Below are 18,860 nucleotides of genomic sequence, written 5' to 3'. Positions count from 1 at the left end.
GAAACCGCCGGGTCGTTTCCCTAGGAAGGACTAAAGTCGCCGAGTTTCCCACTTACCGTATTTCTTTTTATGAGTCAAAGCCAGCGCACTATATTAATTATTGATGATTGTCCCGAAGACCGGGAGCTGTATCGGCGGTACCTGCTGCGCGATCGCGAGTACAAATATATTTTTATCGAAGCAAGTTTGGGGCGCAAAGGCTTCGAGCTGTGGCAGCACCACCAACCAGATGCCGTGTTGCTAGATTACCGATTGCCAGACTTAGATGGACTCGAGTGGCTGGCTCAACTGCCAAACGAGGCCCAGCAAAGGTGTTTGCCCGTAATTGTGGTGACAGGCCAGGGAAATGAGGCGATCGCCGTACAAGCGATGAAAGCGGGCGCACAAGACTATCTAGTCAAAGAGCAGATGACGCCAGAGAGTTTGCATCTGGCGGTAAACGGAGCGATTGAAACCGTGCAGTTGCGCGCCCAATTGCAACAGCGGCTCGAACGAGAGCGAGTGATAGGGCAGATTACTCGGCAAATTCATCAATCGCTAGAGTTGGATCAAATTCTACAGACAACTGTGACAGAGGTACGGCAGTTTCTGCATACCGATCGGGTGCTGATTTTCCGCTTGCAGTCAGACGGCTGGGGTAAGGTAATCACAGAATCGATCGGCGATCGATGGACTCCTCTGCTGGCTACCTCACTTTATCACCCTTGTCTGGGTGAATCCTACCTGCAATCATTCCACGAGGGATTAGTCACCGTCAAACCAGATATTCACGATGGCAGCATCAAACCTTGCCACGTCGAGTTGCTGGCAAGTTTGCAGGTACGGGCAAATTTAGTGGTGCCGATCCTGCAAGATAACAAATTGTGGGGAATGCTGATCGCCCATCACTGCACTTCCCCCCGCCAGTGGCAACCGTTAGAAATCGAGTTGCTCCAAGAATTAGCAACTCAGGCTGGCATTGCCTTACAACAGGCAGAACTTTATCAGCAGGCTCTGCGCGAATTGCAAGAGCGGCAGCGGGTAGAAGATGCTCTGCGACAGCAAACTGCTCGAGCGTCCCTGGTGGCGCAGATCGCGGTGCGAGTGCGACAGACGCTTGAGGTGAACGAAATCCTGGAGACAACGGTGGTGGAAGTGCGCCATTTTCTGCAAGCTGATCGAGTCTTCGTGTATCGCTTTGGGCCAGACTCTAGCGGCAGGGTAATTGTGGAATCTGTCGGTGAAAACTGGTTGCCGATCCTAGATGCCGAGGTTGACGATCGGCATTTCAGGGAAACCGGGGCTGAAGACTATCTGCTGGGACGCATCCAGACAGTTGATGATATTGATACCGCTCCTTTAAGCCAGTGTCACCTCGATTTGCTTGCCCGATTTCAAGTGCGCGCCAACCTGGCAGTTCCAATTCTGCACGGAGAAGCATTGTGGGGCTTATTAGTTGCCAACCAGTGTTCTGCGCCCCGCCAGTGGCAAGCAGTAGAGATTGATTTGCTTAAAGAGCTCACCAATCAGGTTGGTGTTGCCATTCACCAGGCCGAACTTTATCAGCAAGTTCAAATTGAATTGAGCGAACGCAAACAGGGAGAAGCAGCGCTGCGGGAAAGTCAAGCTTTATTTGAAGCGTTTATGCGTTACAGTCCTGCTACTGCCTACATTAAAGATGAAGACGGGCGTTACGTATATGTCAATTCCATAAATGAACGAGTTTGTCAGCGAGGTAGCACAGATTGGATCGGCAAAACTGATTTTGAATTATTTGAACCTCACAAAGCCAACGAGTATTGGAATAACGATCTGAGTGCCCTTGGTGCCAACCAGGCAATTGAGGTCATGGAAACTTACGCTCAGCAAGACGCGGAACATTGTTATATCTCCTATAAATTTCCGATTCAACTGTCTGTTGAACGGCGATTGCTGGCTGGTTTGTCGCTGGATATCACCGCTCGCAAACAAGCTGAGGAAGCACTGCGACAAAGTGAAGAGTTTAAGCAAAGACTTTTGGAAAGCAGCAGTGATTGCATCAAAATACTTTCTCTAGAGGGACGGCTGTTGTACATGAATGCAGGTGGGATGTGTCTGATGGAGATTGATGATGTGACCCCCTACATCAACGCGCAGTGGAGCTGTCTGTGGCAACAGCAAGATCGGCAGGAAATAGAGTCCGCGCTGGCTGCTGCTAAGTCAGGTAATTTGGGTAGATTCCAGGGTAATTGCAGAACCGCCAAAGGTACGCCGAAATGGTGGGATGTGGTGGTAACGCCGATTCGGGATGTCACAGGTCAAGTAACGCAATTTTTAGCGGTTTCGCGAGATATTAGCGATCGCAAACAGGCAGAAGAAGCTCTGCGCGAGAGCGAAGCACGCTACCGTCAGTTAGCTAACAGCGTTCCCAATATTGTCTGGGCAAGTGACGCCCGAGGCAACATTAATTACTTGAATCAACGCTGGTTGGAGTATACCGGACTGCCGCTGGCAGAGGCGGAAAAAAATTGGATGCAGTCGGTTCATCCGGCTGATTTGCCACAAGTTGAAGGATTCTGGGACTCGGCTCCCAATTGCCACAACAACGATGCTGAAATCTCCGAAATTCAAGACCCAAGCAACGATACTGAAATCTACGAAATTCAATACCGACTGAAGTCTTCTGAGGGCGCGTATCGCTGGCATCTATTGCGCGGCTGTCCGGTGCGCGATGTCTATGGTTGCCTGGTTAAATGGTTTGGCACTTTTACCGATATCCACGATCGGGTGGAGATACAAGCTGAGCGCGATCGCATCCTGGTTCAAGAACAAGCAGCACGAGCAGAATTGGAAAGAGCCAACCGCGTCAAAGATGAGTTTCTGGCGGTTCTTTCTCACGAACTGCGTTCGCCTCTCAACCCGATCTTGGGCTGGACGCAACTGATGCAAACTCGCAAATTAGACGCAGCGACAACCACCAGCGCTCTAGCAACGATCGAACGCAATGTTTTATTACAAACCCAACTGATTGATGACCTGCTGGATGTCGCTCGGATTTTGCGCGGTAAAATGGCTTTGAACGTAGAACCGGTTAATTTAGTATTCATTATTGAGTCAGCTCTGGAAACAGTTAGAACTGCAACAGTTGCTAAATCAATTGTGATTCATCCGGTTTTAGAGAATATTGGAGAGGTTTCCGGTGATGGGGTGCGCTTGCAGCAGATAGTCTGGAATCTGCTCTCGAATGCGATTAAATTCACCCCTAACGGCGGACAAGTAGAAATTTATCTAGAGCGCAAAGACGAGCAGGCCCAGATTAGAATTACCGATACTGGCAAAGGTATTAGTTCAGAGTTCCTGCCGCACATTTTTGAGCATTTCCGTCAAGAGGATGCTTCGATTACTCGCAAGCATGGCGGATTGGGACTGGGGCTGGCGATCGTCAATAATTTGGTGGCAGCGCACGGCGGCACAATCTCTGCCCAGAGTGCGGGCCAGGGCCAAGGAGCGACATTTACTGTCAGGCTACCGCTGGTTGGTGTGGAACCGCAAACCGCCCCCGCCCAAGAGTCAGGCGGCGCCGAGATCGATCTCGCGGGCATCCGAGTTTTACTGGTTGACGACGAACTAGATACCCGCGAGTTGCTCGCCTTCATCCTAGAAGAATATGGCGCCAACGTGCTCGCCGCATCCTCGGCTGAGGAGTTTTTGGAACTCTTGGCCTGCTTTAAACCGGATATTTTGGTTAGCGATATTGGGATGCCAGGGATGGATGGTTATGCCCTGTTGAGGCGGGTGCGCTCTCTACCGCCTCAACAGGGAGGACGAATTCCAGCCCTCGCTTTGACTGCTTATGCCAGATTTGAAGATCGCCAACAAGCAGTTTTAGCAGGTTTCCAGGGGCATATTTCCAAACCTGTCGATCCGAGTAGGTTGGTGACGCTGCTTTCAGAGTTGCTGGGCCGGCGGTAAGGAACTTTCGGGGTTTCTGACTGGTAAGAGCGATCTGTTTGGCTCCGGCTGCGAACTTTCCGGCGCCGCGCGCGATCGAATTTCAATGCTGTTAATCGATCGGACATGATATGGTATCATCTCCGGTCGATTACTATAATAAAAATCGATCGGGCGATCGGTACTCGGGATGAGAGCGGACTCAAGTCCGCACTACGAACTCGAGCGTGCGATCGGGCGATCGGTACTCGGGATGAGAGCGGACTCAAGTCCGCACTACGAACTCGAGCGTGCGATCGGGCGCTGGGTACTCGGGATGAGAGCGGACTCAAGTCCGCACTACGAACTCGAGCGTGCGATCGGGCGCTGGGTACTCGGGATGAGAGCGGACTCAAGTCCGCACTACGAACTCGAGCGTGCGATCGGGCGCTGGGTACTCGGGATGAGAGCGGACTCAAGTCCGCACTACGAACTCGAGCGTGCGATCGGGCGCTGGGTACTCGGGATGAGAGCGGACTCAAGTCCGCACTACGAACTCGAGCGTGCGATCGGGCGCTGGGTACTCGGGATGAGAGCGGACTCAAGTCCGCACTACGAACTCGAGCGTGCGATCGGGCGCTGGGTACTTGGGATGAGAGCGGACTCAAGTCCGCACTACGAACCCGATCGCGCGTGGGGTTAATCGATCGCGCACGAGATGACTCTTCATCGGAGCGATCGAACAATTTGATTGAACTGGCAAAATCCATGGATTACCAATCTATAAAATCATCGCCATCAACTCCAGCAGACAACTCAGGAAAATCCGGTTCCGATTCCAACGTAAAACTCCCCGACTCCCACATTTCTAAGTCATCGGACAAATCGACTGCTTGTCCCTCAAATAAATTAGCCCATTGGTTAGCCGTATTCGCGACTGATAAAGCATCAGCCCGCACCGCTACAGCCAGAGCATTTATGTCATTCTGAGAGTTTGTAGAGCTGTTTGTCTCGCGCTGGGGTTCAGAAGTATTTTGCAGCTTGGTAGGGGTATTTTCGGGGGCCCAGGAGTCTTTTTGCTCTTCTTCTTCATCCCCCAAAAAATTGTCTACCCTGTCAGAAATCGCCGAGTTCTCCACCTGTTGGTTAGTCTCACCTGCCGGAGGAAAATTTCTCTGATTTTCGGCTACAGGTGCGTCAGAATTTGGCAAATCCTGGGCGCGAGAACTATTGCTGGCAGCGGGATTTGTCACTGCTACTTTGACTGCTATGCGACGGTTAAATACTTGTAAAAAAGCTTCTTCAATATTCGGTACTTTGTCTTTGACCATATTGAGTAACGGCTGCGAACTAATTTTAACATGGGCAGTATCATGGTTGAGAATTACTAGCTGCCCGTGTTGGCGGAGCAGCGATTGAGTGCCGTGCGGCCTGATGCGATCGAGTACCTGTTGCCACACTCGATTTAAATCGATTTCATCGGCTGAATTAGTCGGTGAATAATTTGTTTCTGGGGTTGGTATTGCTTCGGAAATCGGTGCGCTGGGGGTGCTTTCTGGGCGATCGACCACAGGTGGCGGCCCAGGTGGCTGATTTTGAGGTTTGGCTGCGGCAGGCTGTTCTACCGGGGATGTTTGACTGCCCAAATTTTGAGAAGATTTAGTCATATTTGGGGCTGGTGCGGCTGTTGGTTGCTGCTGGGTTCTAATGGCTGAGGGCAACAATCCCAACAGCGTTACTTCCAGCCACAATCGCGGCTGAGTGGTGTTTTTAATTTGCGCTTCGTGGGTTTGCAAGTGTTTCTGACTTGCCAAAATTAACTCTGCATTCCAGTTACGGGCTAAATCGCATAGTTTTTGCCAAGTTTCAGCGGTTAAAGCTACTAAATCTGAGCGCTTCGGTGCAGATGAAGCTACAAGCAAATCTCGGTAAAAGCTGGCGAGACTTTGCAGCACAATTAGCGGTTCCCGACCGCGATCCATCAGGTGGCGGGTCATGTCTATTAATGCTGTAGCGTTATCGTTTTCTATGGCTTGCAGCAGTTCTAGCAAGTCATTTTCGGGGACGGCGCCGACTAAATCCCAAACTTTTTCGACTGTTATGCGATCGGGAAATAAGCTGAGTTGGTCGAGCAAGCTTTCGGCATCTCGCAGTCCTCCTTGGGCGATTTGAGCCACCATTTTTACGGCATCGTTCGCAATATTGATGTTTTCTAATTGGGCAATTTTGTGCAGGTGGGCGGTCATTGAGTCGAGGGGAATCCGGCGGAAGTCGAATTTTTGGCAGCGAGAAATGATTGTTTGTAATACTCTTTGGGGGTCGGTTGTGGCGAGGACGAATACGACGCGATCGGGTGGTTCTTCTAATGTTTTTAATAAGGCATTAAATGCTTGGTTGCTGAGCATATGAACTTCGTCGATTACATATACTTTATAGCGGCACTGTACGGGGGAAAATTGCGATCGCTCGATCAAGTCCCGAATGTTGTCTACTCCGGTGTTGCTGGCGGCGTCTATTTCGATGACATCTAGTGTTGAACCTCTGGCAATTTCTTGACAAACGTTGCATTTGCCGCAGGGTGTTGGGGTGGGGGCGCCGGTAGAAATACAGTTGAGCGATTTGGCGAAAATTCTGGCACTAGAGGTTTTACCGGTGCCTCTGGGGCCGGTGAATAGATATGCTGGTGCTATGCGCTGTTGCAAGATGGCGCTGGTGAGGGTTTGGGCGATCGCCTCTTGACCGACTAATTCGGCAAAAGTCTGGGGGCGATATTTGTGGTGCAGGGGTTCGTAGGTCACGATCGAATATTGGTGGTATTAGCTGTAATCTTAGCTAAGTCACACCGTTCGATCGCACTGTCGATCTACTCTCAAAGCCAGCCCCCCCGCAGGGCCGCACGGTGCTGCGCGATCTGTGGCGCAGCCATTAGCACCCGCTCAGAAAGCCCGCACCTCCATCCTCAGGGCGATCGACTGTTCTGTTTCCTGTTTTGGGCTGCTCGCTGCTAAAGTTACTATTAATTTATGTGTATTAACTTTTCTTGTTCTACAAACAAAGCCTCACGAAGCAACATTTTTTTTGACCATATTGGTATAATCTGTAACAGAGTATTCACCATTTGTTGTTGCCCCTGCTCGATGGCGATTTTCCGATCTTGTGGGAAGCTGCTTGCAGTTAAAGATAAAGTATTAATTAGAGGGTGCCTGTTCGCGTTGCAGAAATCCAGTTGTACCAAAATGGTGGTGGAATGATGTCAAGGTTGGTCGATCGAGTTGCACTGCCAGCTCTACTCTGGAGTCCTGTATCAAGATAGCGTCAAAATTTACCCTTTAAAAGCCCATGTCAACCAAAATAATCCTTGTAGAAGCAAGGTTGGCAGTAGCCTCTCCCAAACCTAAATCGGCTAAACCGGGAGATATGCCCCCAGAGCAACTCTTCATGGGAGCGTCGGGATTACTGTTGTTATTGCTGATCGGTTTAGCTGTGTTTAGCAAGCTCAAACTCGACGATTTGAGCAAGAAACTCAAATTTGAGGAGTTTAGAAATAGAGAACTCCAGAAAAAATACAAACTGGCTCTGGAAACCATGTCAAAGATGGAAAAAAACCCCGACCTCATCCACTCGCGAGACTTTAATTTGGACTACCTGAGGATGCGGATGGCGGAAGAAGTTTTTCACTTTGCCATTGTCAACCAGATTAAGGTAAAAGTCAAAGACAAAATTAGTATTGCCCTGCGTCCGACTCAGGGTGCAGTAGGAGATAAAAACGGGACTGCGGGGAGCGGCCGGCAAGTGGATTCGATGTTTGATATCGAATATGAAACTGGCGATCCGGCAGTAAAAATAGAAAAGCGAGTGCTGTTTCGGATTCAAATTAAGCTGATGAAACTGCCGACTCAGGCAACATCGGCGACAATCAATCAAATTATTGACTGTTTGGAAACTTATCTGAGTCCTTCAGACGATCACGACAGTTGGCAGCCGACTATTCAAGGTCGCATCGTTCATATTGAATGGGATCAAAAAGCAAAGCCGACACCGATGTTGGTGCTAGAACAGTCGAATGAAGGGGTAAATGTTACGTTTAGGACGACGAGAACGCCGGCCGGCAGAGCTGTCAATGAAAATGAGAGTCAGTTGGCAGGATCTAAGGGTCAAAAAAATGCTAAAAGTAGTTCTAAAAGTGCGGGCAAAGGTGGAACAAAAAGTCCTGCTAAGGTAGGAGTAAAACGTCCAGGATCTCGCAAATAGATTGAGGAAAATTGACATTATTTTCCTGAAATAACTCTAGTATCAGTAGGTTTTTCAGTGTTTTGTGGCTGTCTTTTATAGCTTTTATCAAGTACATGAGGTACCGCTTGAGATTTGGGATTGTTAATGAATTTGTGAATACATCAGTTACACTCTTTGGCGCTATATTCTGAATAATGCGATCGGCTATGTTTAAATACGGTTGATAAATAGGCTTTTTGACGAATTTCAGAGATCGATTTTATGGCAATACAGGCATTTTGTGCAAGTCAGATCGTTCTTAAGTCAACCGTATTCGACTTAATTGGAAATTATAGATCAATACGGTTTACTTAAAATTGTCCGAAGAGAGGAACGAAGCAATCGCAGAGTTGATTTTTCATCATGTTTTACCCCTAGGAGGGTCTTAAGTAAACCGTATTGAATTATAGATTGGGAATTCTTTCGGCTTTCTTGTTTCTTTGCTTCGTACCTTCTTTCTTAGCATTCTTTATTGTTTAATGAGATAAACCTGTAAGATTCAAAATAATCACACCGAGGATGATTAGAGAAATGGAACCAATTCTAAAAATTGTGATGGGGTCTTTAAAAAATAAAATACCTCCAATGGCAACAAGAGCAATTCCCAACCCGGAGAAAATTGAATAAGCTACGCTCACATCTAGCTTTTTAATAGCTAAATTTAAAAATATAAAACTAATTCCATAAAAAATTAGCATTAAAATCGAGGGGACTACTTTTGTGAAACCTTCAGAGAATTTCATATAAATAGTACCTGCTGCTTCTAAAATGATGGCAAGCATTAGATAAATCCAGCTTACAGAATAATCTGGCTTTGGTATCGGCATTTTTGTTCCTTAATAATTTTTTGTGTTTTGCTTATTTCCTGGAAAATTTAAGGGTTTTAAATTTTAAATTCAGGATATAATCGGTTTTGTTTGGCTCTGAGAATTTTCTGTTTAACTCGATCTCCTAAATTATCTATAAGTGAATAGGCTGCATCAAATCCCAAAAAAGCCATAAAATATAATTTAGGCTTATAACCAAAAATACAAAATAATAAAATAGTTATTTTTGTAATAAGCCGATTGTGAAAAATAAATTTTAATACAAAATGTAAAGAATTTTTATGACGGTCGCTAAAATCATTTAACCATTCATCTACAAAAGATGAGAAGGCTATGGCAGTAAAGATAAATAACCCAGTAGATAGCGACGATAAGTCGATTACAACTGGAGAAATTAATAGTCTTAATATAGCAGAAATAAGAATCGATACTGTTAAAAGCCTAAAAATTAAGTTGTCTATTTTGCCAGAGCCCAATAATCCTACAGCTACAGCTATGAAAATTATCCCAGAGATGTAGTCTATATAAACTAAAGAAACAAGTAAAAACATTGAGATAGCAGCTAGGAATAGTGCAATTTTTTTATGAAAAATCGATTCGTCATAGGCTTCATCAATATATTTACTGGAACCTCCTAAAACCATATAACCACATAAAATATAAAAATCTAGCAATACATTATTAGTATTTTTTATTATAAAGAAATCTTAATATTAGTTATACTAATATTAAGGAGACAACAGAGGTAAGGATTTTCATATTACAGATCAACCAAAGGAAACTTTGGGCGCAAAAGAGAGCTAGACTAAAGTAAATCATAAACCGATAAAGCTCGTTTGGCAATAACTGCCAAAAATTTATTCTGTCCCTCAGTATTATCTAATGAGAATTGGAAATTGGAAATTGGTGATTTTTTATATTCTATCCCACAGGTTACATCCTCAACTATCACAATCGGTTTTTATCGAGCAATTAAGCTATAAATTATACTTTTGTAGTGACTGTTCAGGGAAGTAACCAGACAATAAGGGTTTCAGGCGATAAAATCACTTGACTTAGCCTCCTAACTTCAAACTTAGAGGTTTAATAGTGTCCCAAACCCTATTAAATTCGTACCCCCCCCTGAACACTTACCTTTTTCTAGCAATGAGATGATCCTCCCACAATTATTGGTTAAGAACTTAGAGACTATATTCTTAGATAGATCGCCAAGCTGGAATCAAGGTTAACAATGTTGTTTGAGCAGAGACAGTAAGCACAGTCAACAGCAGGATTTTGCCCGAATAAATTTCGGTGTTGCTAAAGTTAATTTATGAATTACTGAGCAATGGAAAGATTCTGAAATTTTAGATCGTCCCCGTCTGTTAGAGAGCGGGGAATTGCTAACCAAGTATTAACTATTGTAAACCGAATTCAACTATTTAGGGAAGTCAAACAGCACCTCGGTCATGTAATGTTCGGCCCAATCTTGACCGAAAGCTTTTTCGAGTACGCGTCTGGTTTTGTCATTTTGCTGCTGCTGGGTGCAGTAGTAAATTTGAGCGTCCAGAATTTCCGATTCTTCGGATGCTGAAACTGGTTCGCAAGCGACTGCGAGTTTGCAGTGAATTTCTACGTAGGATTCAACTATGTCGAGAAATCGGCTTTCTTCTTCTTGGGAATCGGGGCGGACAAACAGGCAAAATTCAGAGAAAATATCGCCCCATTCAGGAATTTGGCGGGGACAAGAAAACTGGTTGACGGGTAGAGTTTGCAGTTGGGTGCGGTATTTTTCCGACAAAGTTCGATCGGGATTGAGGGGAGAAAGGTCTGCGATCGCGGCGCTAATTTGACCTTTGCCTGCTACGATATCGGTACCGAACATCGGCAAAGCGTAATTCGGTTTGGGAAACATCACGCAGTGCAGGATATCCAGCAGCGGCCCGACTTTAGCTAGTTCGAGGTGTATTTTGCGGAATTGGGGCGTTTGATAGCAGCGGTTTTCAATGATCAGTTTTTCTCCTTCCAAGCGCCCTTCTACGTATCCCAACTCAGCGGGCAGGTTGTAGGGTTCGAGGTCGAGGTACCGACGCCATACTGATTCGATCCGGTCTGCTAATTGGCGGATCAGAGGGTGCTGTTGCTCGCGGAGGGAAGGCTGGGCTCTTTCTAACATTCCTATTTTATCGGGCGATCTCTTAATAAAACTTGATTCTACTGTTGCAGGATGCAGGAAAAAAGGTAGATACTTTTAAGGATACCAGCAGATTGACTTGCCGATCGAGCAAGTTTTACAGGAGATGAGTTTATGTTTGGTCTCGGATTGCCCGAAATGGGCATTATTGCGGTAGTGGCTATGCTCATTTTCGGCCCCAAGAAAATCCCTGAGTTGGGTAATGCTTTGGGAAAAACCTTGCGGAGTTTTAAGGAAGGGGTCGGTCTAGGTGATGATGAATCCGCCCTCAAGGAGAAGGAGAATGAGGAAGAGGGTCAGCCGAAGGTGTAAATTAGGTTTGATCGTTCGGACTTTAATCCTCCTTTTTAAGGACTAAAGTCCTCACTACGAACCTATTCGGGAAATTTTCGTTCTCTAACTTCTAGGGAATAATCTTTGACAGCTTGGGTAATTGTTGCTCGCAAATTGGCGTAAGCTTTGGCAAAGGGCGGCTGTTTTTCGGAAAGTCCCAACAAATCGGAAGTAACTAAAACTTGTCCGTCGCAGTGCGGGCCCGCGCCGATACCAATGGTGGGAATAGTTAATTTTTGGGTAATTTGGGCGGCTAAGTCTGCGGGAATGTGTTCGAGGACGATCGCAAAGGCACCGGCTGATTCGAGGGCGATCGACTCTGCTAAGATGCGATCGGCAGATTCCGATGTTTTGCCTTGTTTTTTGTAACCGAGTTGGTGTACCGACTGCGGAGTTAAGCCCACGTGGCCCATCACCGGAATCCCGGCGGAAGTTAGCTGCGAAACCGTCGCGGCCATTGCTGGATATCCGCCCTCCAATTTTACAGCTTGAGCGCCGGTTTCTTTCAAAACTCTTCCCGCCGAGTGCATGGCTTGCTGGGGACTTTCTTGGTAAGTTAAAAATGGCAAATCGACAACCATTAATGCTTGTTTGACTCCGCGACGCACAGCTTTAGCGTGGTGCAGCATTTCATCGAGGGTGAGGGGGAGTGTTGTCTCGTAGCCCAAGATTGTCATGGCGAGGGAATCGCCGACGAGGATGATGTCTGCGCCGGCTTGGTCGATGAGTTGGGCGATCGCATAATCATAACCTGTCAGCACCACAATCGCCCGCCCTTGCTGTTTCCACTGAATAAGTTGATGAGTAGTTACTGTCATTTTATTGCCAACATATATATTAACTTGTTTACCAGATTGTAGGGTGTGTGAGGCGCGGCGATTAACAATTGTCACAAATCGAGTAACAAGATTGCAGCACCTCACGCACCAGAAAAAACTCAATCAATCTTGTAGGGTGTGTGAGGCGCGGCGATTAACAATTGTCACAAATCGAGTAACTGGATTCAGCGCCTCACGCACCAGCGAGTTCTTATATCATCTCCGGTCAATTACCATAAAAAAACGGTTAGTAGTGCGGACTTAAGTCCGCAAAGATTTAAATTTTGCGGACTTAAGTCCGCACTACGAACGAATCTGATTGCGATCGATCGACCGGAAATGATATTATCAGTAGTAGTCAGGTGCGTCGCCGTGAAATTGTCGATTGGATTTAGAGATTGTTCATAGCGACACACCCTACAAATATTGTTGCTAAACCCGAATATAGCTTTGATTCCCCTCTGCTGGTAAAACAATCAACCGTTGATTTTTCAAATCTGGTTCCAAGCCTAAATCTTCGAGTGGAATTAAGCCGATTAAAGGTTCTTGTCCTGCGGGTAGTTCAACGCAATCATACCTTCCTTCTCTTCCCGCTATGACAAGACTCACATCTTTGAAAATCCGAAACTTTCTGGTACCGATGGCTGTCTCTCCGTCGATTTCGCCTAGCATTGACAAACCCAACTGACTGATAATCTCTGCTGGTAAGCAAAGTCGAGTTGCACCTGTATCCACTAAGACATTATCGAGGGTAACAGACCGTATTTGTTCTGTTGATATAAACCCTCTTTCTGCCAGAATTTCATCAATGTGGTTGGTGACGGCGATTGTTGCGGTAACTCTGCCCATATTTTTACCCTTTTGCTTGACTAGGGAATGTTTCGATATGCAATCTAGGCTGCATATTATACATTTTAACAATATTTGTAACTGAAAGCGATATTTTTCTTTATTCCTGAAGTTCTGCTAATAACATTTCCCCGAAAGGATGTTCAGACAATTGCTCAAATGTCAAATCTCCTTTACTAATTCCTTCCCGCCACAGCAAAACATAATTTTCCCACACAGTCTGAATGTTCGGGTGGTTTTCTGGTAACTTGCTGCGAAAAATTTCCAAGGCTTGCAAATACAGCGGTTCGGCTTCCGAGTACCTTCCTTGGGATTCATAAAGTCCGGCTAAATTGTTGAAGTCAATAGCTAAACTGGGATGGTCTTCAGGAAGCGAACGCTTGTCTATTTCCACAGCTTGCAAATACAGCGGTTCCGCTTCCGAGTACCTTCCTTGGGATTCATAAAGTAGGGCTAAATTGTTGAGACGAATAGCTAAACTGGGATGGTCTTCAGGAAGCGAATGCTTGTCTATTTCCACAGCTTGTAAATACAGCGGTTCCGCTTCCGAGTACCTTCCTTGGGATTTATAAAGTGCGGCTAAATTGTTGAGGTGAGTAGCTAAACTGGGATGGTCTTCAGGAAGCGAACGCTTGTCTATTTCCAAGGCTTGCAAAAACAGCGGTTCCGCTTCCGAGTACCTTCCTTGGGATTTATAAAGTCCGGCTAAATTGTTGAGGTGAATAGCTAAACTGGGATGGTCTTCAGGAAGCGAACGCTTGTCTATTTCCACAGCTTGCAAAAGCAGCGGTTCGGCTTCGGAGTACCTTCCTTGGGATTTATAAAGTGCGGCTAAATTGTTGAAGTCAATAGCTAAATCATGATGGTCTTCAGGAAGCGAACGCTTGTCTATTTCGACAGCTTGCAAATACAGCGGTTCGGCTTCCGAGTACCTTCCTTGGGATTCATAAAGTCCGGCGAGGTAATTCAAGCTACTTGATAATTCCGCTTCCATCTCTAACCCTTGTTGTAGCCCGATCGCCTTTTGGAAAAAATCGATCGCCAATTCATACTCATCCTGAAAATTTTCGCACTCTCCAGACTCGATCCTTCTGTGATAAATCTTCCCCATACTCGCATACAGACTAGCCAAACTCGGATCTGCGAGTCCTTTTGTCTGTTGTACGCGCGCAATTAGATCCTGCAAATCTGCCAGCGGAATCAAACTCGGCGGTTCTCGATCGCCTTCAGTTAGCTGTCGAAACGGTTCAAACTCAGTTTTGGAAACAGTCGCCGTTTTTTTAGTTTCAAACCGAAACACACCTTTCCGCCAACCCCAAAAATCAGGAGAGTCATTGCTAATGAGCACTTCAATTTGTCGCGTCACCCACAACACAATCGAAAACGGAAACTCCCGCAAAGCTTCCCGCGTCCATTGCAAATAGCCAAAAAACACCTCTTGTTCCGATCGCACATTGTCAAAGCCCTTAAAAAACCGCAGTTTTTCCACACCCATCACGGTGATTACGGCTTTTCCCCGCTGCTGCAAATAGGGTTCTCGTTCTACTAAAGTCGCTAAAGCCGATCGCAAACTCGGTTCACCCCTCGCCAATTCTACCCGATAGCGGCGAATATCCGGTTCTAGTTCTGCTTCACACTTCGAGATTAGTTGTTCCCGACAATCGCTATCATCGCACACAGCAATTAACAAGTTAAGAATATCTTTACCCGCTTCAATTGATACGAGTAAATCTTCATAATTATCTTGATTTTGACTGTTTAAATTTGACATAATATTTTACATGAAACGGCGGTTGAAACCGCGTCTATACAAACAATGTCTGCCTCCGCAGACTGAAGAAAATAACCTTTTTTTAACCCAGTCTTCAACCTGCGATACCAGCGATTTTTCAACTCGTTTCTACTCGTTACCAGGCGCTTAGCCTGGGAACCATTTAACCAGTTAAAGTCGTGTCAACTTAAGCCTGGAACCGTTGATAAATCTCGCTTTTATCCGAGGCTAGATCCCCCTAAATCCCCCTTAAGAAGGGGGACTTTGATCGGATTCTTTCTTGTCCCCCCCTTATTAAGGGGGGTTAGGGGGGATCTGGCCTTAATCGCTAGACAGAATACCCACACAACATTTGACATTAAATTTACACCAATACCACAATACCTTAACCCGGAAAATCATCACGCTGCTTCAACAATTCTAGCACGATCGGGTGAATGTCGTACCACAAAACAGCATTCCGATATTCCAAAACATACAAGCCATGTAGCAAATCCAAAAACTCTTTAGCCTTCGGATTTTCCGGTTTAAACTCTCTGTAAGTTGTCATCAACATCTCATAATCAGTCGTTCCTAAACGAGTGTCAAAATCCAGACGCAATTTATTAACCGCCTCCTCAACAACCTCGGCATTAATTTTAATTACATCTTCCGGCCGCCGTCGCACCAAGCGCAAACAAATCCGGCAACATTCATTCGCAATTCTAATCAACTCTCGCAAAACTCCACCACTGTATGCGACAATGCGATCGAGTATTTCCTGTTCAATCAATTCGCTACCCAACCGTTTAGCTAAAACCTCTTTCAATCTCGCCGCCGGTTCCGTCATTGGTACAGCATCAGGATTCCGGCTTTCCCCGCGTTTAAACAGCTTCGTTACTGGCATAAACACGACTTGATCGTTGGTTTCCGTTTCCACAGTGGCGGACAAGGAAACATCTCGCAGTGCCGAAATCGGAGTTGTTAAAATCATCCTAAAGTTCGGCAAAAACAGCGCTTTAATATGTTCCTGGTAAACTTGGCGAACAACACCCAAATCCAATTTATCCAGGTCATCAATCACGACGAGTATCGGTTTCTTCGCGCCGTCTTCAACTACAGCAGCAATCTCGTTGATTGTCGCCACCAAATCGGAAACTTTGCGGAGAAACTCTTGTTTGATTTCTTCACGAATTGTCGCGTCAGCTTTTAACTTACCTGTAATCATCTTAAACAAGTTAAAACCCACCGAACCGCTGGCGCCCAATTCGTCAATTTTTGTTTTAGTTTTCGTAGCAAACCAGTTATAAAATGATTCTTGAATTGATTTTTTAATCGGAATTTGTTGTTTTTCCGCCGCAGTCATCAACTGGACTGCGATCGCAAACAAAATGTTAATATGATTGACATCCGACATTTCAATCAAGTCGGAAATCGAGAAAAATACTGTAAAATAGCGATCGTCCATCTGCCGACAAAACTCAGCCAACAGTGTAGACTTACCGCAACCGCGATGTCCGCTAAATATAATTTTACCGCTACCCGATGGATCGTCTTCGACTAATTGCTCTAATTGTTCGATGACTTCCGTACCGTATTCTACGCGGAAGTTTGCCACTTCTTTCGGAGTTATTAGTGGCGACAATTCCATATTTGCGTAGGCTGTCCGAAAAGATTCTAATAATACTTTTGACATGGCACTCTGAAGTTATGATTTACTGTGATTCAAAATTGAGACAACTAAAACAAATTATCTGCGTTCATCTGTGTTAATCTGCCTTAAATCTGCGGTTAGCTTTATTCCTAACCTATTTTACATTAAAATTTGAGATTAATTTCCTACCGCCATCCCAACCACCGCAACACGGGCACAACTAAATAATGACTGACTCCCAGACAAAGCCCGATCGCACTTCCCAACAAACCAAAAAATGCAATAGAGCCCCAAACCTGCAACCAGCCGAAGTTAGCACCAGACGACAGCGACAAAATTCCCAAAAAACTCCCCGGAAAAATGTTCAAGACATTCAAAAACAGAAATATTCCTGTAGAACAACCAGCCACTACCAAAGCGTGCACTAATTGATGGCTGCGTAAACCCATTCCCACAGTCAAAGAGGCGATCGCAAATGCCCCCAAAATAATCCCCTGCACACCACTAGAAGCTGTCGCTTCCATCCAACACAAACCCGCCAATAAATAGCCCTGAGCACCCATCAATCCCGACAGCCAATACTGTTTTTGTTGGCGAAAACTCCCCGCATCAGTCAAACCGATCGCAGTTCCCCAACCCGCAAAAGCAAACAGCAGCACTTCCGGCCCGACATTAAAAGTCATGTCATGGATTAATTGGTGCAAACCTTCATTCAGAAAACTGGCAACTTCAGGGCCGATAGGCGAAGCATAACTCAAAACCAAACCGCCGATCGCCCCCGCGCATCCACCAATGCCACCGAGCACCATTTCCCAGCCAGTATCGAGAGAAGCTACCACGATTTGGGCGATCGCCCCGAAAACCAAAACCGTCAAACTTGCCGTTTTTTGCGCCGTCACCACCACCACTTGTCGGCAAAATTCCACAATAGCTTGACTCACAGGCGCGATCGTCTTCGTTGATGAGCCTCCCGTAGGGGCGGGCTTCGCTAACGCAATTTTGCCATTACTCTTAGCATAAATATCCCGCAAACGCGCCCTGACATCCGCAGCCGAAGCCGGACGCTGCTGTATATTCGATCGCACCATATCATCCAACAAATTCGCAAAAGCCGGAGTCACAGACACAATATGCCGCCACCGCAACTCCCCCGTCATCGGATCTTCAATTTCGGCCGGATACTTCCCCGTCAGTAAATGAATGCAAGTCCGCCCCAAAGCATAAAAATCCGTCGCCGCCACCACACCGCCGCCCACAATTTGTTCCGGCGGGCTGTACCCGGGCGAAATCAACCGCGTCGAGCTCGGAGAATCTTTCTCCCCCGGTTCGCCGCCGCCCATCTGTTTAACTCCCCCAAAGTCGATCGCCACCAACTGCAAACCGCCTAAACCCTTGGTCAGCAATACTTGTGGTGATTCTGGATCTCGCAGCATCAAATTGCTCGGTTTAATGTCGCGGTGAATAATCTGACACCGATGCAACTCCTCTAAAATTTCCACAGCTTGACTCAGCCAGCTAAACACCCATTCCTGCGGACATCCCTGATCGTGCTCTTCGATAATTTCTTCTAAAGTTTTGCCGTGAATCTTTTCCATTACCAAACAAGGCAAGCGCCTCGCTGCGGCATTTCCATCCCCGCCTGCAAAATTTTGAGTTTGCACGTGAAAATAACCGTCTGCCTCGACTCTCGGGACGCCGGGGTGTCGCAAAATTGCTAAAACCCAAGCTTCCTGCTCGAACAGTTTCTGCGCTTTCGGGGCAGTTGCGAGCAATACTTTTAGGACGCGATCGGTTTGAGTTTCTGTGTCCCAAACTGTGTAGATGGCTGCAAAACCCCCGGAACCGAGACCTTCTAGAGGTATGTAGCGATTTTTTAGCCGCAGCGGAGTCCCGCAACTCTGACAAAAATTGTTGCCCCAAGTCTGAGGGTAAGGCCTTGGGCAATCTGGATTGATGCAGTGGACGGCTTTTGAAGAGGGGTGAGGCACAACCAGAGTAAAGATGGGGCTAGATATCCATAGTAGACTTACGTGCAGCTAACGCCAAAACCCGGTTTTGAGCGAGGTTAAATTGCTGTAACGACGGATTTAGGTTGCTGCACAAGTCCTGTCCATATTATGTGCTATGCTGCCGACTTTTGACTTTTAGGTACGTTGTTGCGCGCTCCCACCTCAGAAACCGGGTTTCTTAGAATATTTCTCGCTAATCAACGCAAATTTTTCTAAGAAACCCGGTTTCTCGCCCCCACTAAGGGATTGGGGATTGGGGATTGGGGATTGGGGATTGAGCAAAGGCT

Annotated in this window: 12 protein-coding genes; 3 read left to right on the top strand and 9 right to left on the bottom strand. The window is 46.3% G+C overall.

Annotated elements, in window-relative coordinates; all coding sequences use genetic code 11:
• The first annotated feature begins 69 nt into the window (after positions 1-69).
• Positions 70-3,930 carry a GAF domain-containing protein gene (locus QZW47_RS17630; protein ID WP_293129132.1) on the top strand — a complete coding sequence of 1,287 codons (3,861 nt, stop codon included), beginning with the start codon at positions 70-72 and terminating at the stop codon, positions 3,928-3,930.
• Positions 3,931-4,661: 731 nt separating this feature from the next.
• Here the strand turns inward: QZW47_RS17630 and QZW47_RS17625 are convergent.
• Positions 4,662-6,686, bottom strand: coding sequence for a DNA polymerase III subunit gamma/tau (locus QZW47_RS17625; protein ID WP_293129130.1), 2,025 nt, complete (start codon positions 6,684-6,686; stop codon positions 4,662-4,664).
• Between the two features lie 541 nt (positions 6,687-7,227).
• On the opposite strand from QZW47_RS17625, the gene QZW47_RS17620 reads away from it, so the two are divergent.
• Positions 7,228-8,139, top strand: a complete 912-nt coding sequence (locus tag QZW47_RS17620; protein ID WP_293129128.1) for a hypothetical protein — start codon at positions 7,228-7,230, stop codon at positions 8,137-8,139.
• A 497-nt stretch (positions 8,140-8,636) separates the two neighbouring features.
• Here QZW47_RS17620 and QZW47_RS17615 read toward each other — a convergent pair whose 3' ends face one another.
• From QZW47_RS17615 to QZW47_RS17605, 3 genes are all read right to left on the bottom strand, one after another.
• On the bottom strand, positions 8,637-8,987 hold the full coding sequence (locus tag QZW47_RS17615) for a multidrug efflux SMR transporter (protein ID WP_293129126.1): 351 nt from the start codon (positions 8,985-8,987) through the stop codon (positions 8,637-8,639).
• A gap of 56 nt (positions 8,988-9,043) precedes the next feature.
• The gene (locus QZW47_RS17610) at positions 9,044-9,631 is read right to left on the bottom strand and encodes a hypothetical protein (protein ID WP_293129124.1); all 588 of its coding nucleotides are present in this window, start codon (positions 9,629-9,631) and stop codon (positions 9,044-9,046) included.
• A 773-nt stretch (positions 9,632-10,404) separates the two neighbouring features.
• On the bottom strand, positions 10,405-11,142 hold the full coding sequence (locus tag QZW47_RS17605; protein WP_293129122.1) for a phycocyanobilin:ferredoxin oxidoreductase: 738 nt from the start codon (positions 11,140-11,142) through the stop codon (positions 10,405-10,407).
• A 132-nt stretch (positions 11,143-11,274) separates the two neighbouring features.
• On the opposite strand from QZW47_RS17605, the gene tatA reads away from it, so the two are divergent.
• A complete protein-coding gene (gene tatA, locus QZW47_RS17600; RefSeq protein ID WP_293129120.1) occupies positions 11,275-11,472 on the top strand; it encodes a twin-arginine translocase TatA/TatE family subunit in 198 nt (65 codons plus the stop codon).
• A gap of 62 nt (positions 11,473-11,534) precedes the next feature.
• Here the strand turns inward: tatA and panB are convergent, their stop codons facing one another.
• From panB to QZW47_RS17575, 5 genes are all read right to left on the bottom strand, one after another.
• A complete protein-coding gene (gene panB, locus QZW47_RS17595; RefSeq protein ID WP_293129119.1) occupies positions 11,535-12,311 on the bottom strand; it encodes a 3-methyl-2-oxobutanoate hydroxymethyltransferase in 777 nt (258 codons plus the stop codon).
• 432 nt (positions 12,312-12,743) lie between these two features.
• Entirely contained in the window at positions 12,744-13,160 is a 417-nt protein-coding gene (locus tag QZW47_RS17590) for an aspartyl protease (RefSeq protein WP_293129118.1), read from the bottom strand.
• Positions 13,161-13,260: 100 nt separating this feature from the next.
• Positions 13,261-14,931, bottom strand: a complete 1,671-nt coding sequence (locus QZW47_RS17585; protein WP_293129117.1) for a tetratricopeptide repeat protein — start codon at positions 14,929-14,931, stop codon at positions 13,261-13,263.
• A gap of 385 nt (positions 14,932-15,316) precedes the next feature.
• Positions 15,317-16,606, bottom strand: a complete 1,290-nt coding sequence (locus QZW47_RS17580) for an ATP-binding protein (RefSeq protein WP_293129116.1) — start codon at positions 16,604-16,606, stop codon at positions 15,317-15,319.
• Between the two features lie 143 nt (positions 16,607-16,749).
• Entirely contained in the window at positions 16,750-18,552 is a 1,803-nt protein-coding gene (locus tag QZW47_RS17575; protein WP_293129115.1) for a serine/threonine-protein kinase, read from the bottom strand.
• Positions 18,553-18,860 lie beyond the last annotated feature (308 nt).

It is taken from the genome of Microcoleus sp. bin38.metabat.b11b12b14.051 (assembly GCF_013299165.1).
Taxonomy (GTDB): Bacteria; Cyanobacteriota; Cyanobacteriia; order Cyanobacteriales; family Microcoleaceae; genus Microcoleus.
The sequence above is the reverse complement of the archived record's forward strand: the minus strand, read 5'-3'. Positions and strand labels throughout refer to the sequence as shown.